Raw genomic sequence first — 26,572 nt, 5'->3', positions numbered from 1 at the left:
TTAACGTCAGTACATCCAGGTCAAGACTTGAGTCAGTGGCTTAGAGATCGCCACCTCGAGCTGCCAAAACGAAAATAACAACCGGCCCAGCCACCATGATCGCTCCAACCAAGGTTAACTGGACAATGGCTTCCCAGTTGATTCCACCAAAAACGCCGAAGATGCTATCGATAACTCCAGTCAATGCGTCCATAGTTTCCCCCCAACCAAATCTAATTAAGAATAGTTTCTAAGATGAAAATGATTGATCTGTATTTTACCTGTTAAGGTCTTGGTTTTCTCAGAAAATTTTACAAATTCCGCCGTAGAAGTCTGGTTTGCTTAAAATAGGCTTGCTTGCCACTGGGGAAAGATGTAGCGCTAGACTGAACATTTGTAGCAATCTTTTGGTTTTGCTGAGCTATGGCAACCTGGCAATGTGTAAAACAGTGTGGCGCTTGCTGTCACCTCGACCCTGCTGAGCGTCCCGGTTTGGAGGACTATCTCACTCCAGACGAAATGGAGATATATCTCAGTATGGTTGGAGCAGACGGCTGGTGTATTAACTACGATGGGGCTTTGCGCGAATGCCGCATTTATCCTAATCGACCTCGGTTTTGTCGGGTTGAGGAAGATATTTTTCAAGAGATGTATGGCATCGAGCCAGAGGAACTCAACGATTTTGCGATCGACTGTTGTCGTGAACAAATTGAAGGAGTCTATGGCGATCGCAGCCTGGAATTATTGCGATTTGATCGGGCAGTTGGGTTTTAGTGGCATCACCCTTTACAAATTGTGTAGGGAATAGTTGATAATAATGAAAGGAAAATGAAATCTGATTGAGGCGATCGCCTGTGACCCTTTCTCTTCCCTCAGAATCTGTTTTGTCGATTCCCGCGAAGTCTGCTGAATTCAATGCTACTCCCCTTGATTTGTCCTCTAGAGAGGGCAAATTATCATCAAGCCCAGAACTCCCCATCTCCGTCGATCGGGTTCAGCCCCAAACTGCGGCTGACGAACCCCTTCAGGTGTCGATTCCTCCCCTGAGAAAGGAATTAGAAATCTTTGCGTCTACGTTTTTTACAATTTTTCTAGCAGAACTGGGTGATAAGACTCAGCTCACCACGTTGTTGATGAGTGCAGAGTCTCGCCATCCCTGGATTGTATTTGCCGGTGCCGGAAGTGCCTTGATTGCCACAACTCTCTTAGGCGTGTTACTGGGTCGCTGGCTCGCTACCCGTGTTTCCGCCAAAACGTTAGAGACAGCAGCAGGAACTCTGTTGGCAGTGATTGCCGTACTGCTGTTGTGGGATGTGGTGAATATGTAATGTACTGGCGATAGGGGATGGTGCAGCGTTGCCTCGCCATCCCTGATTGCCTGATGCCCGACTGAATTGTTGAAGGAATTTGGCATGGATTGGCACTTATTGGGCTTGAGTTTTGTCACTGTTTTTATTTCTGAGTTAGGAGATAAAAGCCAGTTAGCCGCGATCGCTTTAGGGAGCAGTACGCGATCGCTGCGATCGGTCTTTTTAGGGGCAACGAGTGCGCTATTGCTGGCAAGTTTTTTGGGAGTGTTGCTGGGTGAGGGCACTGCTCATTTACTGCCTCTACGCTGGGTCAAGGCGATCGCAGCGATCGGGTTTGCGCTGATGGCAGTGCGTTTGTTGTGGCATTCTAACGCCGAGCCAGTGGTTTTAGAACTAGAAGACGAATCGGTATAAGCAGCAGATACCTGATGCCGATTTAAACAGACTCCACGGCACATCGAGCTAACGTAAGGGCGCATTGCGATGCGCCCCTACGGGATCTGGTGCGATCGCTAATTAAATTGGTATGACTAAGATCCCAAACAAATCACAGTGTGGACGGTCGCCTCAGGCGACCGTCCACCCTGTGATTTGTTTGGGGTTGATAGCTTGGGGAGATAGCCCCTCTGACGTAAACTAGCGCCGAACTTTTCCTGCAAATCCTGATGCTTTGAATTGTTCTAGTTGCAAAGGACTGGCTTGGTTGGCTGGCACACTAATCCTTAACTCAAAATCACTTACGCCGGGGGGAATTTCATCAATCGACCCCACGCGAGTACGGTTTTGCATGACTGGGTTATTATCGGCATCGTAAATTCGCCCAAACACATCGGCATTGAATACGGGCTTGCCAGATGCATTTTCTGCTTTTCCCGAAATAATAAAGCAGTTGGCTTTCATACTGCTGCCCGGGGTGACTGCGCCCTCTGCTAACTCAGGGGGACACGGGTGAGATGATACTTCCGATAATTTTATTTGTGTCAATGCCTGGGCAGACAACGGGAACAAGCAACTCGTCATCCAGAGACAGCAGGTGGCGATCGTCAATCCAAGCACGTTTAATTGTAAATATTTCTTCATAAACTACTGATTTAATGGGTTAAATTCAGGACGAGCCAATCGGTGGTCACTATTCCATAGAAAACCTAAACCTTCTACATCATCTGCGCCGTAGGTACTGAGTTGGAAATGAAGGGTTTAATCGTGTTCAGAGATTGATCAACATCCCTTAGCGCAGCGATCGCAGATCTTGACGTCTTAATTCTTCAGATTACCGTGTTTGCCGCAAATAAGGCACAGGCTTTATCTCAACGATTCGCTCAATGCCCGTTTCTGGATCAAAAGAAGTTTGTAATAATGGGGATCATTACGTTTGCTCAGGTTGATTTGGATGCCGTGATGGTTCATCAAAATCAAAGGTCTGGATGATTCAAATTTCACCAATCTATTTAATTAAAATCTCTTGTTCGATGAGAGCAGAGGGTGGTTTCTAGACATAAAAAACGCTATTTGCTTGAACGGATTGGGGTTAGAGGATGTTTGAAAAGTAGTCGGTGTGTCATGTTAAACACTGACTGATCTCCCTTAGGATCGTGGATTAAATAAGATCGAATATTGAATCGTTTGCAGGGGCGAACGGTCGTTCGCCCGTACAACAAATCATCGGAGTTATTTAATTCCCACTCCTTAGCAGCCCGTCGGAAAAATAGATTTGATCCCCTCTCGTCCCCCTTTTGAAGGGGGGAACTGTCCGGAAGTCTCCTTTTTTTCTAGCGCAGCGGCGCGGATGTGTGGGGATTTAGGGGGGGCTGACGTAGAGCGATCGCACACTTTTAAAACACTCCTTTCTACCATAATTTTTTACCTTTTTATCTATTAAAAGGGCGTCGTTTACTCATGCTGCTTTTGTAGTATTCCAACTATGAATCTAGAAGAGTTTAAAGCCGCACTGCAAGAAGCATTTACCCAATGCGAAACTGCTGGATTTCCGTTGCACGATCAACAAAAACAAATCCTGCTGCAAACTGCAATTAGCTATACGCGAGAGGGGCTTAACCTGACGGTTGATCTTGAGGCATTGCCCAGTCAAAACCCGCTGGATGAATTAACCCCTGAACAACGACAGTTGTTGTTGCAGTTTGTTGAGGAACAAAATCGCAACAATGTTTCCTGGAAAGTTCAACTATTGAATGATTGGCTAGAGGGTCGAGATTCGGGTCCGATCCAATTTGTGCGTGAACAATATGGATTGCAATGGCTGGATCGAGTGCAGCCTATTCATCTGGCTCACTATTTAGAAGAAAATTCATTGCGCTTGAAGGTCGGCGATCGCATTGAAGTTTCCAATAATCTCTGGGAATGGGTGCAAGACGATGGTCCCTGTAGCCGGGAATGGTTTTCCTGTGAAGTCATTGCGATCGCGGAAGCGGTGGATACCTCTGCCAGCCTGCCGACCAGCTACCACAACTATACAAACTGTATTATTCGGTTTGACAGTGGTATGGAGTACGAGATCCAAGGCGTGTATGAGTGGAATCGATACAACTGGCGATGGCTTTAAAGGCTCGAAGTCCACATGTGTGTCGTTGAGGTGTGGCGCGGCTTCGCCGCGCCACACCTCAACGACATTCGATGAAGCTGATGCTCTCTAAGCTTTTTGCTTGATATAGGTCTCTAATGCCTGTTTCATAACATCGACGGGAACGGGTTGCTTGAGCCAGAGTTCCAAAGCGGCTGCCCCCTGTTGAATCAGCATTTCTAACCCATCAATGGCGATCGCCCCTTGCGCTTGTGCCTGCTGCAAAAACAAGGTAGGTCGCGGCGTATAAATCAGATCATAAGCAATCGTATTGGCAGATACCTGTTGCATCTCGGTAGCACTGAGTGGAGACGCATCCACATGAGGATGCATGCCGATGGGGGTTGAGTTGACCAATAACGTTGCCTGGGGCAACAGATGGGGCAGGTCTGTCCAGGGGTGTACTGATAGATTGACCGGAAAAGGAGCCGTCGCCCAGCTTTGTTCGAAGTCTTGCAATTTTTTAGGGTCGCGTCCGACGACCTGAATTTGTGAACAGCCCAATTCGGCACATCCAGCCACCACTGCCCGCGCCGCGCCGCCATTCCCTAAGATAATTGCCGTTGCCGTGCTCCAATCCTGTCCGCTACGCCGTAGCGGTGCCAGAAACCCTGTGACATCGGTGTTCGTGCCACCCCACCCTTGCTCAATGCGATACACTGTGTTGACGGCACCAATCGCCTGTGCCGTCGGTGAGATCTCTGCCAACAAGGGCATAATGGCTTGCTTGTGAGGAATGGTGATACTGAAGCCTTGCAGGTTAATCGCCGCAAACCCGGCGATCGCACGTTCTAAATCTGGGGGTGCAATCGGAAACGGCAGATAGGCATAATCGACCCCAAGATGGGCGATCGCCGCATTGTGCATCACGGGCGATAAAGAGTGTTCCACGGGATACCCGATCACACCCAGCAGTTTTGTCTTCCCTGTAATCATGGGCTTAAGATAAAGGTTGCAGATAAGTGTTGCTACGCTAACATCGATTAAAGCGTGATTACGGTGACTCGGGGGCACTGGGGCTGGGCAGGTTTCGTCGGCTGCAATTGGGTAATGGTGGGTTGCAGACAGGTTGCAGAATCAACACGTCCTAACGCAGGTTTAAATAGCTCATGGGAATTGTATGTCAAAATCGAGTAGCGATGCATATTGAGTGACCATGCTGGGCACAATTCTAGGCAAGCGTTATAAAATTCTCGATGTATTAGGAGTAGGTGGGTTTGGTAAGACTTATCTGGCGGAAGATACCCACCCATCCGGCAATTGTCGTTGCGTTGTTAAACAGTTTAAGCCAGCTACTCAAGACACGCGATCGCTAGAAATTGCTCGCCGCCTGTTTAACAAAGAAGTTGAGATGCTCAAGCGGTTGGGGCAGCACGATCAAATCCCAACGTTTATCGACTTTTTTGAAGAGAATCAAGAATTTTATCTTGTTCAAGAATTAATTGAAGGACAGCCGCTCAGCGAAGAGTTTTCTCAGCACAAACTGAGTGAAGCGGAAGTGCTGGAATTTCTTCAGGATGCGTTGAGTGTTTTAGAATTTATTCATAAAAATCAGGTGATTCATCGGGATATCAAACCGGGCAACCTGATTCGCCGCAAACGAGACGGCAAGATTGTCGTTATTGACTTTGGTGCGGTTAAAGAAATCACAACCCAACTGGCAGGAGGGTCGGGGCAAAGCAGTTTTACGGTAGGAATTGGCACGCAGGGTTACACTCCCGCCGAGCAACTTGCCGGTAAACCTCGATTTTGTAGTGACATCTACGCATTGGGGATGACGGCAATTCAGGGGTTAACTGGGTTGCAGCCCTCTCAGTTGCCAGAAGACCCCGATACTTCAGAATATCTCTGGCAAGACTATGCCGACATCAGCCTGGGGTTGCGCTTCGTCATTAACCGAATGGTCAGGTTCCACCATAGCCAGCGCTATTTGAGTGCGGAAGATGCCCGGCGAGCATTGAAACAGGTGGCAGAGTTGCCTACTAATTTAACCGATATTCCCTTATCGTCTTTGTTGCCGCAAGGGTTGGTGGGCGATGAAACCCAGCCTGAGTTACTCAGCTTAGAAAGAACCGACTGGCGCAGTCAACTCAAGCTTGGATCACGGGTGGTGGCGATCGCCACTGTTGCGGTCACCAGTTTTGTATTGGGATTGCGTCAACTGGGCTGGCTAGAACCCCTGGAACTCGGGGTCTATGACCGGATGACCCAACTGCGACCCCAATTGCCGCCTGATCCCCGCTTACTCATCATTACCATTGGCGAACAAGATCTTCAGCGCCTCAATCGTCCGACCCCATCTGATAGAGATGTGGCGCGGGTCATTGCTAATTTAAACCAACACCAACCCAGAGTCATTGGCTTAGATCTGTATCGAGAGTTATCTCAAGCACCGGGGCAGGAAGAACTGTTGGCACAATTGCAATCGCCCCAGACGATCGCCATTATGAACTTGGGCAGCAGTACATCCCCACCGATTGACCCGCCTCCCGGCGTCTCACCCGACCGAGTCGGGTTTAATGACTTTCCCGTTGATCCCGATGGTGCCGTCCGCCGAGTGTTGTTGTTTGGCTCGTTGGGTTCGACAACCTATCACTCTTTTTCCCTGCGCCTTGCTTTGCAATATCTTGAGCTGCAAGGCATCAAACCTCAACAGAAGGATAAAACGTCAGACCTGATGCAACTGGATCAGGCAGTATTTCATCTTTTGGAACCGAGTTCAGGCGGCTACCATAACGCAGATACGGCTGGCTACCAAATTTTGTTGAGCTACCGCACTGGCGGTACGATCGCCACTCATATCTCGTTTATGGATGTGTTGGAAGGAAAGTTCAATCCGCAGTTAGTGAAAGATCGGATTGTGTTGATTGGAACCACGGCACCGAGTAGTAAAGATCTATTCAATACGCCTTACACGACCGGGCAAAAGGAAGACTATCAAATGCCGGGGGTGGTGCTGCATGCGCAGATCGTCAGTCAGATTTTGGATGCCGCGTTGAACTATCGCCCATTGTTTGGCTTCTGGCCGGAGTGGGCAGAAATTTTGTGGATTGCCGGGTGGACGGCGTTGGGAGGTGCGGTTGGCTGGTCGATTCGGCATCCCCTGCGGTTGGGCTTAAGTGGCATGGTGTTGCTGACTGTTTTGTCGGGCACCAGCTTTATTATTTTTCTGCAATATATTTGGGTACCTGTAATTGCTCCGGCGATCGCCACGATTTTTGCCGGGGGCAGCATTATCGTGTATCGGGCATATCGATTGCAACTGCAACAACGAGCATTAACTCAACTCTGGTGGGAAGATAACCCCTCATCGCGATCGGTGTCTCGCCGAGATGAGTAGTAATATAGCAGCCGAGAGCCTGGTTGAACGGGGTGCAGGGGTGGAACCCCTGGCTGGGGGCGCAGCCCCCACACCCCTCTCCTAACCATCTACTCAATTGCTATAGGATCCTGACAAAATTAAAACCCATAACTTTTTTGGGGGAGAGTGCGGCAGCCGCACTCTCCCCCAAAAAAGTTATAGGGGATAGGTACAGTTCAGGCGTTCAATGCCCGGACAAAATCTAGCAGTTGGTGTGCCATATGCAGTTTGCTACAGGAACCGATCGTCAATTGTCGTCCCTGGCTGTCTAAAAAAATTGCCTGATTGCGATCGCTGGCAAAACCACTATCGGGCAGATCGACTGGATTAGCCGCGATCGCATCTAATTTCTTTTGGCGTAATTTTTCCATAGCTGGGGGCAAAATGTCGCCCGTTTGCGCCGCAAAGCCGATCAAGCGCTGATGAGGTTGCTTATAGCCACTCAGCTCAGCGGTAATGTCGGGTACTGAGGTTAGCAATAACGAGTGCGGTAAAGACCGCTTGGGTAATTTTTCAGGACTATAGATTTTAGGACGTACATCTGCCACGGCTGCTGACATAAACGTCCAGTGAGCATCCGGAAAAAATTCCAGCAACGCCTTATGCATCTCGGCTGCACTGACCACAGGAACCAGATGTACCCCTTTGAGCATGGCAACCAGGCTAGAATCCATAGGCGCATGAACGACGGTGACGCTGGCCCCGCGATGTAGAGAGGCTTGTGCCAGCGCTGTACCCATTTTGCCAGTGGATGGATTGCCGATAAATCGTACGGGATCTAAGTGTTCGCGGGTGCCCCCCGTACTGATTAACACTTGCTTGCCTGCTAGATCGCGATTGCCTCGGGTATACAGCAACGATTGCAGATAAATCAAGATTTCGGCTGGTTCTGCCATGCGCCCTTGCCCTGTGCGATCGCATGCCAACAGCCCCGATCCGGGTCCAATCGCATGATAGCGAGGGTCAGACTGCAACAATTGCCAGTTCCAGCGCACCGATTGCTGATCCCACATTTCTGTATTCATCGCCGGAGCCAACAACACAGGGCACGCAGATGCCAGCACTGTATTCGCTAACAAATTATCGGCTAAACCATGCGACAACTTTGCCAGCGTATTGGCGGTTAACGGCGCTATCAAAAAAACCTCAGCCCACTCTCCCAACTCAATATGCAGCGGGCGATGATGGGTGGATTGCCAGAAACTTTGATCGGTATAAGCCGGATGACGACTCAGAGTCGATAACGTCAGTGGTGCAATGAAGCGCTGTGCCGCATCCGTGAGGATGACTCGAACTTCAGCCCCTTCTTTTGCCAGATGAGAAACAACTTCGCAAATTTTGTAAGCGGCAATGCCACCCCCAACCCCAACTAAGATTCGTCTGCCCTGAAACATAGTGAGTTGACCGAATTAAAAATTCAAAGCGGACAATTAAGACGCAGCTGCATCCTCTTTAATTTCTAATTCTCATGTGGGGATGATTTGTAGCATGAGCAAGCCCATGCTACAAATCATCCCCACGTTTGTAGGACTAATACCCATTCTCTAAAACCTCACGACAGAGCTTGAAAGAGACGGTATGGGAGACAGAGCCTTCCACACCGGGACAAAGCTCCCTCAACCCTTATGGGTAGCCCAAACTTAAGGAATTGGTATAACTTAATCCCTGAGGAATGAGAATTAAATAAGACTCCAGGCTTCACTCTGGGGGAAGTGCGACGACAATGCCGTATCTTCCAAAACCCATTCCTATGTTATTTAATCTTTGAGCTTAAGCTTTAATTCTTCATGCTTCATCGTAAGGCTCTATATCTAGCAAATAAAGATAAGGCTCAGCCAACTCTGGACGTTGAAAGGCGATCGCCCTGAGCAAATGCCAATCATTTAACCCTTCAAAGGCATTCGCATATTCATCTTGTTCTAGTCGCTTGGCTAAATCAGCGATCGCTTCGGTGCTCATTCGAGCAATATCTTGCTCCGAAAACGGCAAAGTTCTCATAGTCAAACCCCTCTCTGGCAACGCATTTGACCCACTTGACAAGAGTTTGGAAATGCGCTTTATCCTTATCCTACGCCCTTTAAGGGAATTCACCCAAGTAAAATGGCGACTTGCTCAAAAAACTTTGCATGATCTTCAAAACAGACGGCTGAATTTCATGTCCCATATCCAGTTCGTGATACTCCAGCGGTGCATCTAGTTTTAGCAGTGCATCCTTGGCTCGATGAGCTGCAACCAATGGCACGACGCCATCTTGGCGACCATGCACCAGCAGGACGGGCGCGATCGGCAGGTCGCTGGGTTGCAATGGGCTATGCAAATAGCCACTCAGCACCATCAATGCTCCTAACGGTAACCGAGTTCCCAGATCTAGGGTCATTGCGCCGCCCTGAGAAAACCCTGCCAGCACCGTTTTTGACAGCGGCACACCTGTGCTATCGGATAGCGAATTCAACCAGTCGAGCAATAGCTGCCGACTTTTAGATAATTGCTGACCTTCGGGCAGATCCGACCGTGCCCCTAAATCCTGAAGGTCTTGCAAATTAGAGTTTTCCGGGAAGCCGTACCACATTCTGCCGGTTGGCGAATAGGGATGTGAAAAAGGGGCATTGGGGCAGAGAAACTGATAATCCGGTAAATCTAGGTAAGCCGATAAATCAACCAGGTCATAATAGTTTGCACCCCAACCGTGGAGCAACACGATCAAGCCTTTGGGCGGCTGTCCGGTTCGCGTTGGCACCGAGATTACTTCTAAAGACAGGGCTTTGCCTCCACACAATCACATCTATTCCCCATAATACGGACGGGGTGCGAGTTCTGCTGATTTCGGTTGCACAGACTTCCACAAATGGACACAACTGGACTCGAACCAGTGACCCCTACGATGTCAACGTAGTGCTCTAACCAACTGAGCTATGCGTCCGCACGATTTAGTACAGTAACACAGGATGATAGACAAAAGCAAATGTTGTTTAGGATCACAAATTAATTAAAACCCGGACGTTTATGTTTGGCAGCGCGGCGGAGCCGCGCTGCCAAACATAAATCTTCGGTTTTATTAAATCCATGATCCTTAGCGTTTATCTTGAGCGATCGCTCCTACGGTGCCGTTTACTGCCTGAAGATAATCACTAACGGCTAGATAAATCATCAGTCCGCGCATTCCCGCAGAGACAGCAACCTGGTCAAATAGCTCGATGGTTTCATCCACGTAAACCGGGTAGTCGCGTTTGCAGGCGATCGCTGTAACACCGCCGCGAATATACCCTGTCAGGGGCTGCACATCTTTGAGGGCGACGGGATCAACTTTACGGTTGCCGCTGAGTTTTGCCAGACCTTTGAGATCAAGCTGCATGTTACCGGGAATCACTGCCAAACAAACGCCAGTGCGATCGCCTCGGGTGACCAATGTTTTAAAGACTTCTTCGGCTGGCAGTCCTAATTTCGCGGCAGTGCTTTCGGCTGCCAAATCATCGGGATCAACGTCATAGGTCAAAAGTTGGTAGGAAATTCCTAAGCTATCCAAGATTCTTACAGCGTTGGTTTTCATCGGCATTCCAGAAAGGTAGAACCAGGCGATCGCCTGCCCTGGTCAACTGGGTAGTGGTATTGATTGAAGAGTTTTGATGGCGCGATCGCCCAGGCGGTTGAAAGGGCGTCATATCCAGTCCTAATGGCAAAAAATAAGTGCCCCTGTCAAAGTCTATCTTCTGATATCCAGCAAAGTAGCCAGAACTAGTTAAAATCACTCATATCCCTATGGTCAGGGCAAAACAGGTCTGGAGCTATGCATAGTCTGACACTTTCTCTCGCGACACATGATCAGCAAGTTGCACAATTCAAGCAACTCCAGGCTCAATTAAGCGATCGCTGGCACTCCCTCGATCAAGCAAACCTGGCAGGGCAAGATATTTTGGTGATTCCCTCGCTCAGCCTCGATCAACGAGAACTGCGCAAAATTCAGGGCATTCACCATTACGAAGAACGGTTGTTATTTTCGCTGATTCGCCTGCGCAATCCCGATACACGCATTATTTATGTAACGTCACAGCCGATTCATCCCAGTGTGATCGACTACTATCTGCAATTGCTGCCCGGTATTCCCTTCTCCCATGCTCGCGATCGCCTGCTGTTGTTTTGCACCTACGATACGTCCTATCGGGCACTGACCGAAAAAATTCTTGAACGCCCTCGCTTGCTGTCGCGCTTGTCTAAAGCCATTCGTCAGGGACAGGCGTTTATGATCTGCTATAACTCCACCGTGCTGGAGCAACAACTGGCAGTAAAGCTGGGCATTCCCATGCTAGCCGTCGATCCAGACCTACTCTATTGGGGGACTAAGAGCGGCAGTCGGCAAATTTTTGCGGCAACGGGTGTACCGCATCCCGATGGTAGCGAGTTGGTGTGGAACCCAGACGATTTAGCGGCAGCAGCGGCTGAACTCTGGGAACGTCAACCCGACTTGCAGCGGATTGTCGTCAAACTCAATGAAGGCTTTTCCGGGGAAGGGAATGCTCTGCTCGATCTGCGAACCCTTCCCCACGTTGCACCCGGAACGGGGTCTACCTCCGAACGGGTCGCTACCATTCGCGATCGCTTTGAGCATCTTAGTTTTCAATGCGCTACAGAAACCTGGGAAAACTTTAGTAGCCGCATTCCTGAGCTGGGCGCGATTGTGGAAGCTTTTATTGAAGGTGAAGAAAAGCGATCGCCCAGTGTACAGGGAAACATTACCCCCACTGGAGATGTGGAAATTCTCTCGACCCACGACCAAATTTTGGGTGGTCCCGATGGTCAGATCTTTTTAGGATGCCGCTTTCCAGCCGATGAAAGTTATCGATTGCAACTGCAAGAATATGGATTGCAAATCGGCAAATATTTAGCCAAAAAAGGTGCTCTGGAACGCTATAGCGTCGATTTTGTAGCGGTTCGGCATCCTCCCCATAGTCGCGCGCCCTGGCAGATTGAGGCGATCGAAATTAACTTGCGCAAAGGGGGTACTACCCACCCCTTTATGACCTTGAAATTGTTGACGAATGGTCATTACGACTATGAAACAGGCTTATTTTATAACCAGCAAGGCACTCCCAAGTACTATATTGCTACCGACAATCTGCAACATGAAAACTATCGCGGACTGATCCCCAGTGACTTGATGAACATCATCGTTCACCACGATCTGCAATTCAAAACCACTACCGAAACAGGCAGCGTGTTTCATTTGATTGGGTGCCTGTCTGAGTTTGGCAAAGTCGGGCTGACCAGTATTGGCAACTCCCCTGAAGAAGCAGAAGCGATTTATGAAAATGTTCGGTCTGCGATAGATCAGGAAACCCAGGTCTCTAATCTGGCAAACTGGAACATTTAACATGAGATTCCTGATTCCGCTGGTAGGAATTGCCTTCGTTCCCCTACACTGTGCTGCAAGTACAGAAACGGTGTGGTGGGTCGCGGAGCGACCCACCACACCGTACTGAATTAACCCGCACAGCGCTATATAAATAAGAGATTGAATCGTTTGCAGGGGCGAACGACCGTTCGCCCCTGCAAACGCATCTCTTACAACACATCATCGACGTGATGTAATGCTTCTTCCTATGTCGCAACGCCAGAGACAATGCCCCACAGAAACCGTTCAAACGGACCTTCGTCCGCATTCAGATGGACTTTTCGTGCCCAGGTGTAAACATCGAGACTGACATGACCGCTGTCGTGTTTGCCCAAGGTTCCTTTTTGGATGGAGATGTTGCCGAGTAGGGTGATCCAATGGTTGGGTACGGCAATCGGCAGATCGGTTTTGCTAGCAATGCTTTTGCCCAGGAGTCCTTCAGCCGTAATCAGAGCAAAGGCGACGCCCCCTTTGGCAATCACTTCGCTGGCGTGGTGCAGCGCACTCAGGTCACCCATCAAATAGGTGTGATCGTACTTGACGGTTTTGTATCCCAAAATTTCGCTGACCCAGCCTTTCATCTCCCAAGATTTGGTCATGCCGCCGAGATTGCGGACGATTTCGGGGGCTTCGGGTTCAACTGGAAAGATTAAATTTTCTGACTCGCGCAAACTGGCTAACACCATCCAGTCTGCCTGTCCCATTTGCAGATTACCTTTACTGGCTTGGCGCAATTTTTCAGACACGACAATCGGTCGAGTTTTAGCAGCAAACCGTCCGGCTTCAAATAAACCCCGACAGATCTCGACATAGCGAACGGGTTGTTTGCGAATGAGTTCAAACAAGATCGAAGCAGGACCACAAAACGGCTGATGTCCCTGGTTAACTTTGAAGGGGTCTGTCACCCGCGATCGCATTTCTGCCACGATCGTTTTTTTATCGAGATAAGGCCACATACCCTGGAGAAGCGATGTTTCAAATGCGGCGATCGCTTCTAAAGCGCGTTGTTTTGCTGTAGCCGTTGGATCGGATGTGGGGGTTGTCATGGGTGGGGGGTGGGGATGGTAAGAGGTTGCAGTGTTACAGATACCCTTTATCAGGTTGGGTAGGGCATCTATGGCGCTATTGAACCGCTATTAGGAAGAAACACTCTAGCTCAGGAAAATTACGGGCATGAAGATAGGTTTTGTTATCAAGGCGTTGGGCAGGGTTGCGTCTGGGTATGAATTTGCTGTGAAACCAAAGGTTTCACAGCAAATTCATACCCAACACCAGCCTCATTGAGAGAGGCGTGCGGGAGGATTTTTTGCGGGAAATCGCGCAATCCGTAAGAATAGAAGGGTCATCAAATGATGTCCCGCAATGGTGAATTGCAATAAAAGTTTAGGGTAGAGAAAATAGCGATCGCATGGCAAAACATACGCAAGCACATATGTCCAAAACCATTGAGAAAAGCCAGTCGCGGTTTCTCAAAGAGCGGACAAAAAATCAGATGGAATATTATATGGGGGCAAAGCTCATCGAGATTGGCATCGATCCCAAATCAGCCGTCTACCGCTGGTCGGTCGAAGATAAGGGCAACAGCGAAGTGTGGACGTATAGTGCCTATTGGGGTGACTCTAAAGATAAGTTGTCATAATCCAATATTGCAGAACCAGAACCCTGCACCCCGTCCTAATGAACCAGACGAAGAGCGGGTTGGGACAGGGATGCGGGGGTTGTGCCCCCGGACAGAGGTTTCACCCCTGCACCCCGTCCCAATTAAGGATCGTGGATTAAATAAGACCGAATATTGAATCATTTGCAGGGGCGAACGGCCATTCGCCCGTACAACACATCATTGACGTTATTTAATTTTCATTGCTAACCATCCAAGTGCTATAGAAGCGCGTCATGCGTCTGGGTCACATCACACGGTTTTCCTGAAAGCACGAGTTAACGATTTACCGCGCAAAGCCTACGGTTTGCAAAATGCTGAACGGACTCAGATCTTTCAGGCGTTGTAGTTGCTCTGCATTGCGTACCAGCAAGGCTCCGGCAAATCCGAGGGAATTGACGGCGATCGCTTCATAAGCGTCGTGCGATCGCGGCACCAGCATCATCCACTGTCGGGTTGCCAGCAAATTATAGGCACCCGTTTGTTGCTCTGTAACGACGCCTTCCTCGCCAATCATGCCGACAGCGCGTAAGAGGTCATGATAGAGGCGGAGGCTACCTTGAGCCGCGTCTGAGATAGAATTCCAGTGCTGGGGGAAAGGGGCGATCGCATGGACAAAGGGCAATGCTGGAGATGTGCCTACAGGGTCTGTGATCGAGTCTAATGCCATGGCAGCTTCGATCGGCACACGGACGCCATCGGGTGAGAGGGGCAGAGGCACCAGTTGCAAATGTTTGTGGCGTTGGCTGGCACCTGCCAATTTACCGCCATTGTAGAAAGCCAGCCCATCGATTTCTGTTAGACAGAGCCACATCGCCTCAAAGTCACGCAGATTTAGCCAGTCATCTTGCTCTTCGAAGGCGCGGGTCACCATCAGTAGGTGGTGATCGACCACATTGAATTTGTTGAGCAAACACAGATGGGTATCAGAAAGATGGGCAACAAATAACTCTTCTTCGTAGGGTAAGAAGGGATTGAATGCTTTGCCGGATGTGCTGGTTTGCTGCTGTTTCTGCTGGGCGGCATCTTTGCGAGCTAAGTTGGCTAGAACCCGAACTAAAAACGGCACGTCCGCTTGTTCAACCCACTCATAGTCTGTTGGGATGGACTGTAGCGCACCACATTGCAGCGCCTGTTGGCTGCGATCCAGAATTGTTTCCCATAGCCAACCGGGTTCTAGGAACGGGTGTTCGGTTTGCAGTGGCGTGTTCCCAAGCATAGAGTTGTTTTGACGGTAAGATATGGCACGAAAACCCGGACGTCTGTTGTCACAAGCGCGGCGGCGCGTAGTGTCTGAACAGCAATCTTGAGTGTTATGGAATCGTGGAGAAGACGGTTACATGGCACTGTAAATGGGAATGTCGTTATTCTTTTTGAACGGGGGAAATATTTTCAAACCATCCGCTTTTCCAAAAGAAAAAGATCAACCCTCCGGCGATCGCAATCATAAACATCCAGCACAGCACATAGGCATAGGGAACGTTAAGCTCTGGCATGTTTCCAGGTACGTCTGGGTTAAAGTTCATGCCATAGACGCCAGCAATAAAGGTTAGGGGAATGAAAATGCTGGAAATCACTGTCAGCAGTTTCATAATTTCGTTCATTTTATTGCCAACGGAGGATAAATACACGTCCATTAAGCTAGATGCCAGTTCTCGATATGTTTCTACCATATCCAGCACTTGCACGGCGTGGTCATAGCAGTCGCGTAAATAGACACGCACCTCTTCACTGACAAGGGTATTGCCATCCCGAATCAGGCTATTAATGGCGTCCCGCTGCGGCCAAATCGCCCGGCGGAGGGTCAATAGTTCGCGTTTAATGGCATAAATTTTTTCCAGGGTTTTACGGCTGGGACGCATCACTACTTCGTCTTCCAGGTTTTCCAACCGTTCGCCATAGAGTTCTAATACGGGGAAAAATCCGTCGATGATCGTGTCAAGTAATGTATAGGCTAGATAGTCTGCCCCATGCCGACGGATGCTGCCTTTGCTCGTACGAATGCGATCGCGCACCGGGTTGAAGGTATCCAGTTCAGGTTCTTCTTGAACAGTCAGCAAATAATATTTCCCTAAAATAAAACTGACCTGCTCAGTATAAAAGCCTTCGCCATCATCTTCGGGCATCACCATGCGAGTGATCAACACTAACTGATCGTCATATTCCTCTACCTTCGGGCGTTGAGGCACATTGACAATGTCTTCTAACACCAGAGGATGCAGATCAAAAACACCCCCCAAGCGTTGCAAAATTTCTTCGCTACCCAACCCCTGAACATCGACCCATGATACAGATTCGGTGTCTAAATAGGGCGCGCACGCTTCAGGAGTGGGCACTTGTACTCGGGTTGCTCGATGTTCGTTATAGTCGATCAGCACGATCACGGGCGGTGGTGCATCTTTGACAATGCTTAACGTCCCAGGAATGCTGCCCGGTTCATCATAGAAGTAATCAAAATAGGCTTCGTTTTCCTCGTCGTTGTCTTTGCTGCCGGGACTGATCAGATCCAGCAGTTGCGATCGCATGGGTAAGTCTGGAGAACCCGATGGCGTGGACTTTTGCGGAGGTTTGGGCGGTTTACTGGTCATAGTGCGAGCTTACATACCTATTCACAGGTAATCCTATGCAATTGTTCCCATATCTGACCAGTACAATAAGCTGCTAACTATAGCAATTCTTAATGGCGTGAAGTCCAATGTGTTGTGAGAGAGCCGCGCGGTTCGCGCGGCTCTCTCACAACAACCGTAATCTATCCAGGTGCGAAGCGCTATAGATCCGTGCCATTAACTTATGAGAAACGGGTACGGATAATCCGTTCTCCGGGGTCGCGATCGACTGCCGATAACCCCAAATCTCGTACTACAAAGGATCGTTGCAACCACCGATCGAAGCCGTCATAACGGGGCACAAATGACGATCGCCCGTGAACGGTACGACGATTGTCGATGCACAACAGATCCCCCATATCAAGTTTGACGCCCTGATAGACAGAGGCGATCGCCTCCTTTAAAGCTTGCAATGCCGCTTCGGCTGCGGATGTTAAGGGTTCCATCAAATCTTCGTCATAGTTAAGAAATGGGTCGTTGCGGTTGCCATACAGCACTGGCAGGGTGGGACCATTGCCTTTGGTCGTGTCTAGATTGCCAAAGGAATAATCGATCCCCGTTCGATAAACGGGCTGAAACAATAGGTCTCGATGCTCTGGTGAGAGCAGGGGCAGGGCATGACTGATGCTGGCGTAGGTTGTCTCTGCAAGGCGATCGTGATCTGGGCGCAGGCAAAATAACAATAGAAATTCGGGTGGATAGGGATGAAACACGGTTTCACGATGAAACTGCAACCGCGTTTTAGAACCGCTGGAGGCTTGCACCTCTTCGTTGCCTTTGACCGGAGCCAAATTTTGGAATAAGTCTCCGTTTTTCTCTTGAATGTAAGACACCAGATGCCCCAAACGGCTGCCCACCATGGCTAAGCACCGTTCACTGACAAAAGTTTTCTTTTCGGGCGATCGCTCCGCATCGGGGGGCGTATGGACGTGATATAGCCCTGGATCGATCGGCAATCCTCGCAGCAACAAGATGCCTGCCGTATTGGAGCGTACCTGAAACTCTAACAACGCCCGACGGACATACCGTGGCATTTCGTCTGCTCGCATTTCGCAGTCAAACAAAAACTCTTCTGTTTGCTGATAAGGATTAGAACCCGGAGCCAGAAATAGATGCAGGGTCTCTTCGTCAAACCCACGACAATCGATTACCTGAACGGCGGCTGCCGAAGTCGTCGAAGCCTGCACCATATCTACCCCATCCGCGTGTTAAATCCGCTGAAAATATTTTTGTACCTCAATCCTAGTCTTCCCAAGAATGTCTGTCTGTAGTTTGTTACGGCAAGCAATATAGCCATTTGTGCCTGAATCGATGACGGGCGGTATGAGGCGATCGCACCTGTCACGCTGGGGACAAGACAAAAGAATGCGGTGACGCGGCAGAGCCGCGTCACCGCATTCCCGATCATGGATTTGATCCGATGATCAAATTAGAGTTTAGTGCCACATTCTGGGCAGAAGTTGTGCTGGGTAGAGTTGACCGTGCCACAGTTATTGCAGGTCATCGATTCTGCGTCTGCGTCTGACTGCGGACGTTGAGGCAGACCAATCATCTGAGCATTGCTCTTACCCGGAGCAACCATGGGATAGCAGTTTTCGTCTTTGACCACCTGGGCATCGACTAACACAGGACCATCATGTGCCAGCATTTCGGCGATCGCATCTTGCAATTCAGAGCGATCGCGAATGACCATACCCTTAATGCCAAATGCATCCGCTAATTTAACAAAATCGGGCATCCCCGTTTGCATATTCGAGCAGGAATAGCGCTCACCGTAAAACGCTTGCTGCCACTGGCGCACCATGCCTTGCCAACCATTGTTGATAATGATGGTTTTGACCTTAATCTCATACTGAGCCACCGTTGCCAACTCTTGCAAGTTCATCTGGAAGCTAGCATCACCGCTAATACAGATGACTTCTTCATGGGGCAGTGCAATCTTGACGCCCATCGCCGCCGGTAAACCATAGCCCATGGTGCCCAGACCGGCACTGGAGATCCATTGCCGAGGTCCACTCTTGAGAAACTGAGCTGCCCACATTTGATGCTGCCCGACATCGGTGGTGTAGTAAGCCTTAGGAGATTGCCGTCCAACTTCTACAATCACCTCTTGAGGCGTGAGTCCTTCGGCACGGTGAGGTACAACTAACGGATAGTCTTGCTTCCAGCGATCGATCCGTTGTAGCCATTCCTGCGTTTGCGTCGGATTTGGGATAATACCCTCTTCCAGATCGCGACGCAGCAATGCCTTCAGCACATGCTTCACATCCCCGACAATGGGTACGTCTGGCGCACGATTCTTACCCACTTCCGCCGGATCCACGTCGATATGAATCACCTTGGCATGGGAGGCAAACTCATCTAACTTACCCGTCACCCGGTCGTCAAACCGCGCCCCCACGGCAATGAGCAAATCACACTCGGTCACAGCGAAGTTGGCATAGGCAGTGCCGTGCATCCCCAACATGGCAACGGATAGAGGATGGTGCTCATCAAACGCACCTTTCCCCATCAGCGTCGTCGTAACGGGCAAGCGGAATCGTTCTGCTAGAGCTGCCACTTCGACATGCGCATCTGCACTAATGGCACCACCACCCACATATAACAAGGGGCGTTGGGCTTCGCGAATCAGCTTCAGTGCTTGAGCAATTTGCCGAGGGTTGCCCTTGACTGTAGGACGATATCCCGGCAACTTCACAGACCCTGGCTCAACGGGAATGTAGTCAAATTCTTCTAACCCAACATCTTTGGGAACGTCGATGAGAACAGGACCGGGGCGACCCGAACGGGCGATATAAAATGCTTCTGCCACAATCCGTGACATATCTTTCGGGTCACGCACCACATAAGAATGCTTGACGATGGGCAGCGTAATGCCGTAGATGTCAGTTTCCTGGAACGCATCGCTACCGATGGAAGCGCGCCCTACCTGCCCCGTCACGATCACCATCGGGATCGAGTCCATTTGGGCAGTCGCAATTCCGGTCACCAAATTGGTTGCACCGGGCCCGGAGGTGCCAAAGCAGACCCCGACTTTTCCAGTCGCACGGGCGTAGGCATCAGCCGCATGGGACGCCCCTTGTTCGTGTCTGACCAGAATATGCTGAATCCCTCCGATTGCTTCTGCCCGATAAAGCTCATCGTAAATCGGCAAAATCGCACCACCGGGATAACCAAAAATGTGTTGTACACCGTGACGTCTCAGACCGTCAATGAGAGCAAATGCCCCCGTTGCACGGGTTGCAGAGACAGACGTATGGGATGAGACTGAAGAAGATGAGACCGAAGAAACTGGAGAAACCGCAGTTTCCAGAGACGCAGAAGTTATCGTTTTGGGAGACATCGGGACAGCCTTAGGCATAGCTTAGATTTGTATCTATTGATGCACTATTTTGGTAATACTTCAGTCTAATTCCGATGCTACATTCCTGTCGATAGCCCTTTGCTGGCTATATCAATGGCTTGAAACATTCAGCCGCCTTGCGTTAAGGTATTCAGCGGCATTTCCGACGATCGCTGAGCTATCAAGGTTTTCTGACACGTTACAGTTCGCAATAATGATCGGCACTTTTCTAGGGTGAATGGCATTGAGCGATCGCCCATCCAGATATCTATGCTGCCTGGAAACCTGCCCTGTTATCGGTTTTATGCCGTTTGCGATCGCTCTGTTGATCGGGTTAATAGGCTTAAAATAAACTCGCCTGCCGTCGTCGCTTGGGGTGGATCAGATTGATCCCAAAGATTAGATAGAGATTTACTTGAGATTGAGTTTTGTTGAGATTTAACCCACCATCCCTGAACGGTTTGGGGCGATCGCCACATCTGCAAATGTTCGACCGGCGGGTCTGCGTAGAAACTCTCGTGTCCGGCTCCCAATAGCGCAGAACTCCAGTGCGTAAAGTAGTCATGACTCAGGCGATAAACAGGAAAGCAAGCAGCGAGTGGTACGCCCCAACCATCGATCGCAATCAAGCCTTGAACAGATTTCCCTATACCTTGTAATACGGTGGCTGCACCGATTGCTGCCACGACGCCTGCACTAAACGCAAGAAAGACTAAGGGTTGATGGATCGCGTTAGGTTGCTGATGCAAAAAATTGAGGAGATGGAAAGCGGAATAGGCTGGATATTGCTCTACAGGAAAGATTAAATAATCGAATGAATATTCATCAGTAAACCTGTTTAGCCATGTCATCAATTGGGTGGTCAATTCTTTTTCATGAAATCCGGGACAAATGACGAGATACACATCAGTCTCCTAGGCGTGTTTTACGACCCTTATTAATTGTAGGGTTGGCGATCGCATCCCATTGATTTCTAACTCATATTCTGACGAGATGGATTAAAGAAATAGAAGCAGAATCACCTGCATTCAGGAGCTGTAACACAATGAAAATAATTGAAAATTTTTGATGAGATTGTAAGTCAAGATTTTATGAAGAGCGTCATAATCTAAGTATATACGCGCAGCGTGACCCAATAAAGATTCAGAAAAAATTACCCAATATCAGCCGAAACGACGTTAATTAACTCGTTAAATAGGGTTGGAATTAGGACGAAAAAACGTCTTGATCACGATCAAACTCACGACTCAAAGTTGATCGGAAATTAATATTCGTCTGCTAAAGAAACTACTATCAATTTGCAAGCGACAGGCTGAAAACTATAGCCTATGGATCATGGTGCAAAGAGTGCAACCCTATCCTCTGAGCTGTGATGAGTTCTGGTGAAATGGGGATAAAAATAACTACTATTAATTCACGATATTTCACGATATTGACTCATCAGGGATAGTGAATTCCAGCTTCAGATTCATTCCCCGATGACGTGATATGCCAAATTCATTAATGCTAACGACATAAACATTTAGGCATCCATAGGAGTTCAACTATGAGCAGGAAAATTGTCAATTTAGTTACGCCAGTCGTGCTGGACGAAACGAAGAACGTTCTCAATGAATACCCTAAGGCTTCTTGTCGAAGTGCGTTTGCGTTACCCGAGCTCCACCATAAACTGATTGCGTATGTTCTCACCCGCACTCCAGGTATCTATGCAGTTATCGAAGAAGCCGAGGAATCTGTGTTCAATGACAAGCCCGTCTACTGTTCTGTAGAGCATCGCCAGCAGATTAAGACCTTGATCTGCGAAGGGATAGAACATATTTTGCCGGAATCGAACAGCCTGCATCAGTCTGTTTCGAGGGAGGAAGAGTTAACGTCTTCAACGAATCTTTCTAGCTGGTTTGGTTAACCCCACGTCAGAGTGACCCAAAATTAGACCGGATCGAGATCGCTTTCTGATGCTCGCCATTGCGAGGATTGTGCATTTAAGTAGATCACTCGAATATCTTCCGGTAGCACCGCTTCCAATTGTTCGTAACTGGTTTGTAATTGGGTGCGGACTTCTGCTGGAGTGATCACCTCTCCCTCGGCTTGTAAATAGGCTGCAATCCGAGTTTCGCTCCAGTGGAACGTTTGTGCCATCAACACGATTAACCGCTGAACAGGTTGTAGTTGATCGAGGGCGCGTTCTAAATAACACCAGAAGGGAGGTGAGGCATTTTTGAGAGAATAGTGAATATCTTCAACGGCAGGTAAATCAGCCTGGTTAATGCAGACAGCGGTCAGGTTGATCAGCCAGCTTTGCAGGTTTAACGGTTCTGCATGAGGCGATCGCAAATCTAGCCCACCCAATTCGTGATAAATATGTCGCCAGGTAATCGCAAACAGATAGTCTGCCTGAACGGGCGATCGCGCCGTGTGACGAATCAGGCTATAAACAATGGGACTATAGCGACAAAACAGCGCCGTAAAATATTGACCTGAGTCGGGATGCCGTTGGAATAGCGTCAGTAACTCTTGGTCGCTGTAATGCTGGAGTGACTTAACCAGCGAATGATTACATTCAGGAAATTGAGGAATTTGCACGGTTCTTTAGCAGGGCAAGGAGCGATTCAAACGCTGAAAAAATCAGCTAAGTTGCTCCCAATATACCTACAGTTTTCGTCGATAACACATTCCTAAACTAAATTTATTTTAGGGTCTGTTTTAGAAGTTATTTTTTCGTGCGCGAAGCGCACGAAAAAAATCCTCTTAGCAATTTTTAAAACACGCCCTGGGACGTGCCCAACTCCCCCTCGGCAATCTTCCTGCGAAATAGGTTGCTACGCGTCTAGGTAGATCGCGGGTGTTGTGAGAGAGCCTCGCTTCGCGAGGCTCTCTCACAACACCTTGTATTTCACGCCATTGAGAACTGCTATGGGATCGGGGTTATAAGCTTTCGGGTTCTTGACCTGAAACGACGGGTGCAATGGTCTTGAGTTGCAGGCTAGGATGCTCACCTTCTACTTGCTGACAGTTCCACTCGTTGCGGAACAGCAGCACCGGACGACCCCAGCTATCTTTCACCGTGACGGTATTAAACAGGCGTCCGACCTTTTGCAATGCCTCCCAGCCACCCCCCACCCAACGAGCAACGCTGTAGGGCAGCATTTCGATGTGGGTCTCAACGCCATATTCATTTTGTAAGCGGAACTGCACGACTTCAAACTGAAGCTGCCCTACCGCTGCCAGAATGGGGTCGCGTTTTGCTTCGTCAGCGGAGTACATAATTTGCACTGCCCCTTCTTCTCGCAGTTCATTAACCCCTTTACGAAACTGCTTGAATTTGGAAGGGTTGGGATTTTTGAGATAGGCAAACAGTTCTGGTGAAAAGCAGGGGATGCCTTCGTATTCCAGTTTTTGCCCCATATAAATGGTGTCGCCGATAGCAAATACCCCGGGGTTATTTAACCCGATAACATCACCGGGATAAGCTTCCGATAGGGATTCTCTCCCTTGACCAAATAGCTTTTGAGGATGCGATAGGCGGACGACTTTGCCCGATCGCGCATGACTGACGACCATATCTTTCTCAAATTTGCCCGAACAGACGCGCACAAAAGCAACGCGATCGCGATGTTTGGGATCCATATTGGCCTGGAGCTTAAACACAAATCCAGAAAACTCGGGATGATCGGGGGTAATTTCACCCAGGCTGCTGCGACGGCTACCCGGTTTCAAGGCATATTCTAAAAACGCATCCAAAAACAGCTCCACACCAAAATTGGTCATGGCACTGCCAAAAAAGACGGGAGTCATTTTGCCTTGATGCACCAGATCGAGATCAAACTCTGATCCGGCAGCTTCTAAGACTTCCAGTTCTTCTTTGAGCTGATAATAAAGGTCTTGTTCCAATACCTCTTCGATCCGGGGGTCTCCCAGATCCATCACGGTATCAACGGCTTCCCGACTACCGTGGGCACTGCGTTCAAACAGGTGAATTTGGCGTTTCCGGCGATCGAAAACTCCTTTAAAGCGATCGCCCATGCCAATCGGCCAATTCACGGCATAAGTCTTTAAACCCAGCTCCTGTTCAATCTCATCCATTAGCTCCAACGGATCGCGCCCCGGACGATCGAGCTTATTGAAGAATGTGAAAATTGGGATCGAGCGCATCCGGCAAACTTCAAACAACTTCCGGGTTTGCGGCTCTAAGCCTTTGGCAGCGTCTTCTAGCATGACGGCATTATCTGCCGCCGCTAAGGTGCGATAGGTGTCTTCACTAAAATCTTGGTGCCCAGGTGTGTCGAGCAGATTAATAAAGTAACCACCATAGAGAAATTGCAACACCGTCGAAGTAATCGAGATGCCTCGCTGTTGCTCCATTGCCATCCAGTCGGACGTGGCGTGTCGCTGTGCCCGTCGGGCTTTGACCGCTCCCGCTTCGTGAATTGCCCCGCCGTACAGGAGCAATTTTTCGGTGAGAGTTGTTTTTCCGGCGTCCGGGTGCGAAATAATCGCAAAGTTCCGTCGCCGCTGAATGTGAGTCTGCAATTCGGTCTGAAGTTCGGTGGACATGCCAGGGTCAGTTAAAGGGATATAGAATTTTTCTCAAAAACCTTTGTAAACCCAATCTAATTTGGGCAACGAGAGCTTGCCGCACTAATAGAGCCAGCTAAGGAATGGGAATTAAATAACTCCGATGATTTGTTGTACGGGCGAACGGCCGTTCGCCCCTCCAAACGATTTAATATTCGACCTTATTTAATCCACGATCCTAAACGTTTTACAACGGGGGTGCAGGGGTGGAATCCCGGCGTGGGGGCGCAGCCCCCAGCCCCCATGTTGCAAAATTTAGTGTTTGCAACACCAGCCAACTCTCGTAGTCAAAATAAAATGAGGGATATCTACTCTATTTTGCTTCAGAGTAGAGGGTTTCGACATGGGTCAATGTCAGTATCAATGGCTGGGTCGCTATCGCAAATGACTTGCCGAAGACGTCTCTCTGCCATTCGGCTCTGGATCGTAATTATCAGACTCTGGGGTCTTTTGGGTTAGTTGGCGTTGCTCAAACCCACCCCGATTGGCGGAGTCTTGCAGATGGTGTAAGGTATCGGCAAAATCGCGAATGCCTTGAAACTGACGATAGACCGAGGCAAAGCGTACGTAAGCCACTTCATTGAGCCGTTGTAAGTGATACAACACCAGTTCGCCAATTTCGTTGCTAGAGACTTCCCGAGTGGCTCGTTGTTGCAACTCTGCCTCAATTTCATCAACTAAATTTTCTAAATCGAGTTGGGGAATGCCCGTTTTTTCGCAAGCTCGCATAATGCCACGCAGCAATTTAGAGCTATCAAACGACTCGCGATCGCCATTTCGTTTAATCACCACAACAGGGACAAACTCGATTCTTTCGTACGTTGTAAACCGCCGACCACAGCTCAAGCATTCTCTTCTCCGGCGAACGCTCTGACCTGATTCTGCCGATCGCGATTCTAATACCCTGTTATCGGTAAACTGACAAAATGGACAGCGCATGGGGCAAACCCTTCAGGCAAAATAAATGGAATCTGTAAATGAATAGAGTTAATAAAAAGGTGGGCTGATGCGATTCACATGTTGAATCGACTCAAACCGTCGTGTGCCCACTTGAGATCACAAATTAATTGAAACCTGGAAGTTTATATTCAGATGCGCGACATCGCCGCGCGCCTGAACATAAATTTTTGGAGTTATTAAATTCACGATCCCCAGATCTCAGACGATTTAACCTGTTGCTCTCTCAAAAAGAATGGGGAATTATGAAATTCACGATCCTTCGATTTGAGATTAAATTTTGAGGTTGGATCATACCACCTCTCGCCCAATTTATGGGCATTGCAATCATACCTCAATCAGAATGTAAAAAACCTGAGTAGCCTTATTCAATCACCTAGTTAATTAAAATTAACATTGGTGCTGGCTGACTCAGGTCTTATAAAAATTGAGAATCGTAGTGATTTAGAATTCCGAAGAATCACAGATTAACCAACCTGTCATTTTTTTAAGACAACGACGGCTGCGCTGTTGTTCTCTTAAAAAGAATTGGGTTTTATTAAATCTAAGATCCTAAACAACAATCACGCTAAAACTATGCAACTCAAAGAGTAAATAAAGTAAGGGTTAGTTGGTTCTCAGAAATCCTATTTCTAGCACTCTGACAAACGAACTAGTGAGCTTTTATTTATCTTTGGAATGCTTAGTCTTTACTAATCCGAGGAGGCTCTCGGAAGGCGATCGCAAAGAACAACACTGCTAAAGCCCCAGTCAAAAATAGAATGTAGGCGACGCTTTCCATAATGACAAACTTCCCGATTGTCTAACACTTACAGTTTAC

Annotated in this window: 26 protein-coding genes and 1 tRNA gene; 8 read left to right on the top strand and 19 right to left on the bottom strand. The window is 48.8% G+C overall.

Annotation, left to right across the window (positions count from 1 at the left end; translation table 11 throughout):
* Positions 1 to 40 precede the first annotated feature (40 nt).
* Positions 41 to 193, bottom strand: a complete 153-nt coding sequence (gene psb30 / locus ACR6Z4_RS08830; RefSeq protein ID WP_479716877.1) for a photosystem II reaction center protein Ycf12/Psb30 — start codon at positions 191 to 193, stop codon at positions 41 to 43.
* 209 nt (positions 194 to 402) lie between these two features.
* Between psb30 and ACR6Z4_RS08825 the strand changes: the two genes are divergently transcribed.
* The 3 genes from ACR6Z4_RS08825 to ACR6Z4_RS08815 all read left to right on the top strand — a co-directional run bounded on the left by ACR6Z4_RS08825 (position 403) and on the right by ACR6Z4_RS08815 (position 1,703).
* Positions 403 to 753, top strand: coding sequence for a YkgJ family cysteine cluster protein (locus ACR6Z4_RS08825; RefSeq protein ID WP_479716876.1), 351 nt, complete (start codon positions 403 to 405; stop codon positions 751 to 753).
* Positions 754 to 833: 80 nt separating this feature from the next.
* On the top strand, positions 834 to 1,307 hold the full coding sequence (locus ACR6Z4_RS08820; RefSeq protein ID WP_479716875.1) for a TMEM165/GDT1 family protein: 474 nt from the start codon (positions 834 to 836) through the stop codon (positions 1,305 to 1,307).
* A gap of 84 nt (positions 1,308 to 1,391) precedes the next feature.
* Positions 1,392 to 1,703 (top strand): TMEM165/GDT1 family protein, encoded by a 312-nt coding sequence (locus tag ACR6Z4_RS08815; protein WP_479716874.1) that lies wholly within the window; start codon positions 1,392 to 1,394, stop codon positions 1,701 to 1,703.
* A gap of 222 nt (positions 1,704 to 1,925) precedes the next feature.
* On the opposite strand, the gene ACR6Z4_RS08810 is transcribed toward ACR6Z4_RS08815, so the two are convergent.
* Positions 1,926 to 2,309: a hypothetical protein gene (locus ACR6Z4_RS08810; RefSeq protein WP_479716923.1), complete on the bottom strand. Its 384-nt coding sequence runs from the start codon at positions 2,307 to 2,309 to the stop codon at positions 1,926 to 1,928.
* A 901-nt stretch (positions 2,310 to 3,210) separates the two neighbouring features.
* On the opposite strand from ACR6Z4_RS08810, the gene ACR6Z4_RS08805 reads away from it, so the two are divergent.
* Complete coding sequence (locus ACR6Z4_RS08805) at positions 3,211 to 3,849, top strand: hypothetical protein (protein WP_479716873.1); 639 nt, start codon at positions 3,211 to 3,213, stop codon at positions 3,847 to 3,849.
* A gap of 87 nt (positions 3,850 to 3,936) precedes the next feature.
* On the opposite strand, the gene ACR6Z4_RS08800 is transcribed toward ACR6Z4_RS08805, so the two are convergent.
* The gene (locus ACR6Z4_RS08800) at positions 3,937 to 4,803 is read right to left on the bottom strand and encodes a shikimate dehydrogenase (protein ID WP_479716872.1); all 867 of its coding nucleotides are present in this window, start codon (positions 4,801 to 4,803) and stop codon (positions 3,937 to 3,939) included.
* A gap of 220 nt (positions 4,804 to 5,023) precedes the next feature.
* On the opposite strand from ACR6Z4_RS08800, the gene ACR6Z4_RS08795 reads away from it, so the two are divergent.
* Positions 5,024 to 7,207: a CHASE2 domain-containing protein gene (locus ACR6Z4_RS08795; protein ID WP_479716871.1), complete on the top strand. Its 2,184-nt coding sequence runs from the start codon at positions 5,024 to 5,026 to the stop codon at positions 7,205 to 7,207.
* A 197-nt stretch (positions 7,208 to 7,404) separates the two neighbouring features.
* Here ACR6Z4_RS08795 and coaBC read toward each other — a convergent pair whose 3' ends face one another.
* The 6 genes from coaBC to ACR6Z4_RS08765 all read right to left on the bottom strand — a co-directional run bounded on the left by coaBC (position 7,405) and on the right by ACR6Z4_RS08765 (position 10,887).
* Complete coding sequence (gene coaBC / locus ACR6Z4_RS08790; protein ID WP_479716870.1) at positions 7,405 to 8,622, bottom strand: bifunctional phosphopantothenoylcysteine decarboxylase/phosphopantothenate--cysteine ligase CoaBC; 1,218 nt, start codon at positions 8,620 to 8,622, stop codon at positions 7,405 to 7,407.
* A gap of 391 nt (positions 8,623 to 9,013) precedes the next feature.
* Complete coding sequence (isiD, locus tag ACR6Z4_RS08785) at positions 9,014 to 9,226, bottom strand: protein IsiD (protein WP_479716869.1); 213 nt, start codon at positions 9,224 to 9,226, stop codon at positions 9,014 to 9,016.
* Between the two features lie 79 nt (positions 9,227 to 9,305).
* Complete coding sequence (locus tag ACR6Z4_RS08780) at positions 9,306 to 9,965, bottom strand: alpha/beta hydrolase (RefSeq protein WP_479716868.1); 660 nt, start codon at positions 9,963 to 9,965, stop codon at positions 9,306 to 9,308.
* A gap of 109 nt (positions 9,966 to 10,074) precedes the next feature.
* Positions 10,075 to 10,148, bottom strand: a tRNA-Val gene (locus ACR6Z4_RS08775).
* 150 nt (positions 10,149 to 10,298) lie between these two features.
* The gene (gene ybaK, locus ACR6Z4_RS08770) at positions 10,299 to 10,775 is read right to left on the bottom strand and encodes a Cys-tRNA(Pro) deacylase (RefSeq protein WP_479716867.1); all 477 of its coding nucleotides are present in this window, start codon (positions 10,773 to 10,775) and stop codon (positions 10,299 to 10,301) included.
* Positions 10,744 to 10,887, bottom strand: coding sequence for a hypothetical protein (locus tag ACR6Z4_RS08765; protein ID WP_479716866.1), 144 nt, complete (start codon positions 10,885 to 10,887; stop codon positions 10,744 to 10,746). The genes ybaK and ACR6Z4_RS08765 overlap by 32 nt, the downstream gene beginning before the upstream one ends.
* Positions 10,888 to 11,012: 125 nt before the next feature.
* Here ACR6Z4_RS08765 and ACR6Z4_RS08760 point away from each other — a divergent pair, with 125 nt between their 5' ends.
* Positions 11,013 to 12,593 (top strand): peptide ligase PGM1-related protein, encoded by a 1,581-nt coding sequence (locus tag ACR6Z4_RS08760; RefSeq protein WP_479716865.1) that lies wholly within the window; start codon positions 11,013 to 11,015, stop codon positions 12,591 to 12,593.
* A 227-nt stretch (positions 12,594 to 12,820) separates the two neighbouring features.
* Here the strand turns inward: ACR6Z4_RS08760 and ACR6Z4_RS08755 are convergent, their stop codons facing one another.
* The gene (locus ACR6Z4_RS08755) at positions 12,821 to 13,660 is read right to left on the bottom strand and encodes a hypothetical protein (protein ID WP_479716864.1); all 840 of its coding nucleotides are present in this window, start codon (positions 13,658 to 13,660) and stop codon (positions 12,821 to 12,823) included.
* Between the two features lie 362 nt (positions 13,661 to 14,022).
* Between ACR6Z4_RS08755 and ACR6Z4_RS08750 the strand changes: the two genes are divergently transcribed.
* The gene (locus tag ACR6Z4_RS08750) at positions 14,023 to 14,253 is read left to right on the top strand and encodes a hypothetical protein (RefSeq protein WP_479716863.1); all 231 of its coding nucleotides are present in this window, start codon (positions 14,023 to 14,025) and stop codon (positions 14,251 to 14,253) included.
* 304 nt (positions 14,254 to 14,557) lie between these two features.
* Here ACR6Z4_RS08750 and ACR6Z4_RS08745 read toward each other — a convergent pair whose 3' ends face one another.
* From ACR6Z4_RS08745 to ACR6Z4_RS08725, 5 genes are all read right to left on the bottom strand, one after another.
* Positions 14,558 to 15,490: an ATP adenylyltransferase family protein gene (locus ACR6Z4_RS08745; RefSeq protein WP_479716862.1), complete on the bottom strand. Its 933-nt coding sequence runs from the start codon at positions 15,488 to 15,490 to the stop codon at positions 14,558 to 14,560.
* A gap of 145 nt (positions 15,491 to 15,635) precedes the next feature.
* A complete protein-coding gene (corA, locus tag ACR6Z4_RS08740; RefSeq protein ID WP_479716922.1) occupies positions 15,636 to 16,796 on the bottom strand; it encodes a magnesium/cobalt transporter CorA in 1,161 nt (386 codons plus the stop codon).
* 263 nt (positions 16,797 to 17,059) lie between these two features.
* Positions 17,060 to 18,067 (bottom strand): TauD/TfdA family dioxygenase, encoded by a 1,008-nt coding sequence (locus tag ACR6Z4_RS08735; RefSeq protein WP_479716861.1) that lies wholly within the window; start codon positions 18,065 to 18,067, stop codon positions 17,060 to 17,062.
* Between the two features lie 239 nt (positions 18,068 to 18,306).
* A complete protein-coding gene (ilvB, locus tag ACR6Z4_RS08730) occupies positions 18,307 to 20,238 on the bottom strand; it encodes a biosynthetic-type acetolactate synthase large subunit (protein ID WP_479716860.1) in 1,932 nt (643 codons plus the stop codon).
* 284 nt (positions 20,239 to 20,522) lie between these two features.
* Entirely contained in the window at positions 20,523 to 21,125 is a 603-nt protein-coding gene (locus ACR6Z4_RS08725; protein ID WP_479716859.1) for a hypothetical protein, read from the bottom strand.
* Positions 21,126 to 21,766: 641 nt separating this feature from the next.
* Here ACR6Z4_RS08725 and ACR6Z4_RS08720 point away from each other — a divergent pair.
* The gene (locus ACR6Z4_RS08720; protein ID WP_479716858.1) at positions 21,767 to 22,126 is read left to right on the top strand and encodes a hypothetical protein; all 360 of its coding nucleotides are present in this window, start codon (positions 21,767 to 21,769) and stop codon (positions 22,124 to 22,126) included.
* A 23-nt stretch (positions 22,127 to 22,149) separates the two neighbouring features.
* Here ACR6Z4_RS08720 and ACR6Z4_RS08715 read toward each other — a convergent pair whose 3' ends face one another.
* The 4 genes from ACR6Z4_RS08715 to ACR6Z4_RS08700 all read right to left on the bottom strand — a co-directional run bounded on the left by ACR6Z4_RS08715 (position 22,150) and on the right by ACR6Z4_RS08700 (position 26,533).
* Positions 22,150 to 22,803: an RNA polymerase sigma factor gene (locus ACR6Z4_RS08715; RefSeq protein WP_479716857.1), complete on the bottom strand. Its 654-nt coding sequence runs from the start codon at positions 22,801 to 22,803 to the stop codon at positions 22,150 to 22,152.
* A 342-nt stretch (positions 22,804 to 23,145) separates the two neighbouring features.
* Positions 23,146 to 24,774: a peptide chain release factor 3 gene (gene prfC, locus ACR6Z4_RS08710; RefSeq protein ID WP_479716856.1), complete on the bottom strand. Its 1,629-nt coding sequence runs from the start codon at positions 24,772 to 24,774 to the stop codon at positions 23,146 to 23,148.
* Between the two features lie 396 nt (positions 24,775 to 25,170).
* Entirely contained in the window at positions 25,171 to 25,734 is a 564-nt protein-coding gene (nrdR, locus tag ACR6Z4_RS08705; RefSeq protein ID WP_479716855.1) for a transcriptional regulator NrdR, read from the bottom strand.
* A gap of 700 nt (positions 25,735 to 26,434) precedes the next feature.
* The gene (locus tag ACR6Z4_RS08700) at positions 26,435 to 26,533 is read right to left on the bottom strand and encodes a photosystem II reaction center protein T (RefSeq protein WP_479716854.1); all 99 of its coding nucleotides are present in this window, start codon (positions 26,531 to 26,533) and stop codon (positions 26,435 to 26,437) included.
* Positions 26,534 to 26,572: the final 39 nt, after the last annotated feature.

Source organism: Calyptranema fuscum S582, assembly GCF_055793305.1.
Note: the sequence above shows the minus strand (reverse complement) of the source record. Positions and strands in the feature narration are given on the sequence as shown.

Excerpts from the sequence above, each read along its gene's own strand:
- ACR6Z4_RS08810 (WP_479716923.1), bottom strand. The coding sequence starts at position 2,309 with ATGACGAGTTGCTTGTTCCCGTTGTCTGCCCAGGCATTGACACAAATA.
- ACR6Z4_RS08825 (WP_479716876.1), top strand. The coding sequence starts at position 403 with ATGGCAACCTGGCAATGTGTAAAACAGTGTGGCGCTTGCTGTCACCTC.
- ACR6Z4_RS08750 (WP_479716863.1), top strand. The coding sequence starts at position 14,023 with ATGGCAAAACATACGCAAGCACATATGTCCAAAACCATTGAGAAAAGC.
- ACR6Z4_RS08800 (WP_479716872.1), bottom strand. The coding sequence starts at position 4,803 with ATGATTACAGGGAAGACAAAACTGCTGGGTGTGATCGGGTATCCCGTG.
- ACR6Z4_RS08745 (WP_479716862.1), bottom strand. The coding sequence starts at position 15,490 with ATGCTTGGGAACACGCCACTGCAAACCGAACACCCGTTCCTAGAACCC.
- ACR6Z4_RS08755 (WP_479716864.1), bottom strand. The coding sequence starts at position 13,660 with ATGACAACCCCCACATCCGATCCAACGGCTACAGCAAAACAACGCGCT.
- ACR6Z4_RS08765 (WP_479716866.1), bottom strand. The coding sequence starts at position 10,887 with ATGACGCCCTTTCAACCGCCTGGGCGATCGCGCCATCAAAACTCTTCA.
- ilvB (WP_479716860.1), bottom strand. The coding sequence starts at position 20,238 with ATGCCTAAGGCTGTCCCGATGTCTCCCAAAACGATAACTTCTGCGTCT.
- ACR6Z4_RS08760 (WP_479716865.1), top strand. The coding sequence starts at position 11,013 with ATGCATAGTCTGACACTTTCTCTCGCGACACATGATCAGCAAGTTGCA.
- ACR6Z4_RS08700 (WP_479716854.1), bottom strand. The coding sequence starts at position 26,533 with ATGGAAAGCGTCGCCTACATTCTATTTTTGACTGGGGCTTTAGCAGTG.
- nrdR (WP_479716855.1), bottom strand. The coding sequence starts at position 25,734 with ATGCGCTGTCCATTTTGTCAGTTTACCGATAACAGGGTATTAGAATCG.
- prfC (WP_479716856.1), bottom strand. The coding sequence starts at position 24,774 with ATGTCCACCGAACTTCAGACCGAATTGCAGACTCACATTCAGCGGCGA.
- psb30 (WP_479716877.1), bottom strand. The coding sequence starts at position 193 with ATGGACGCATTGACTGGAGTTATCGATAGCATCTTCGGCGTTTTTGGT.
- coaBC (WP_479716870.1), bottom strand. The coding sequence starts at position 8,622 with ATGTTTCAGGGCAGACGAATCTTAGTTGGGGTTGGGGGTGGCATTGCC.
- ybaK (WP_479716867.1), bottom strand. The coding sequence starts at position 10,775 with ATGAAAACCAACGCTGTAAGAATCTTGGATAGCTTAGGAATTTCCTAC.
- ACR6Z4_RS08815 (WP_479716874.1), top strand. The coding sequence starts at position 1,392 with ATGGATTGGCACTTATTGGGCTTGAGTTTTGTCACTGTTTTTATTTCT.
- corA (WP_479716922.1), bottom strand. The coding sequence starts at position 16,796 with ATGCGATCGCAACTGCTGGATCTGATCAGTCCCGGCAGCAAAGACAAC.
- ACR6Z4_RS08795 (WP_479716871.1), top strand. The coding sequence starts at position 5,024 with ATGCTGGGCACAATTCTAGGCAAGCGTTATAAAATTCTCGATGTATTA.
- ACR6Z4_RS08735 (WP_479716861.1), bottom strand. The coding sequence starts at position 18,067 with ATGGTGCAGGCTTCGACGACTTCGGCAGCCGCCGTTCAGGTAATCGAT.
- ACR6Z4_RS08805 (WP_479716873.1), top strand. The coding sequence starts at position 3,211 with ATGAATCTAGAAGAGTTTAAAGCCGCACTGCAAGAAGCATTTACCCAA.
- isiD (WP_479716869.1), bottom strand. The coding sequence starts at position 9,226 with ATGAGAACTTTGCCGTTTTCGGAGCAAGATATTGCTCGAATGAGCACC.
- ACR6Z4_RS08720 (WP_479716858.1), top strand. The coding sequence starts at position 21,767 with ATGAGCAGGAAAATTGTCAATTTAGTTACGCCAGTCGTGCTGGACGAA.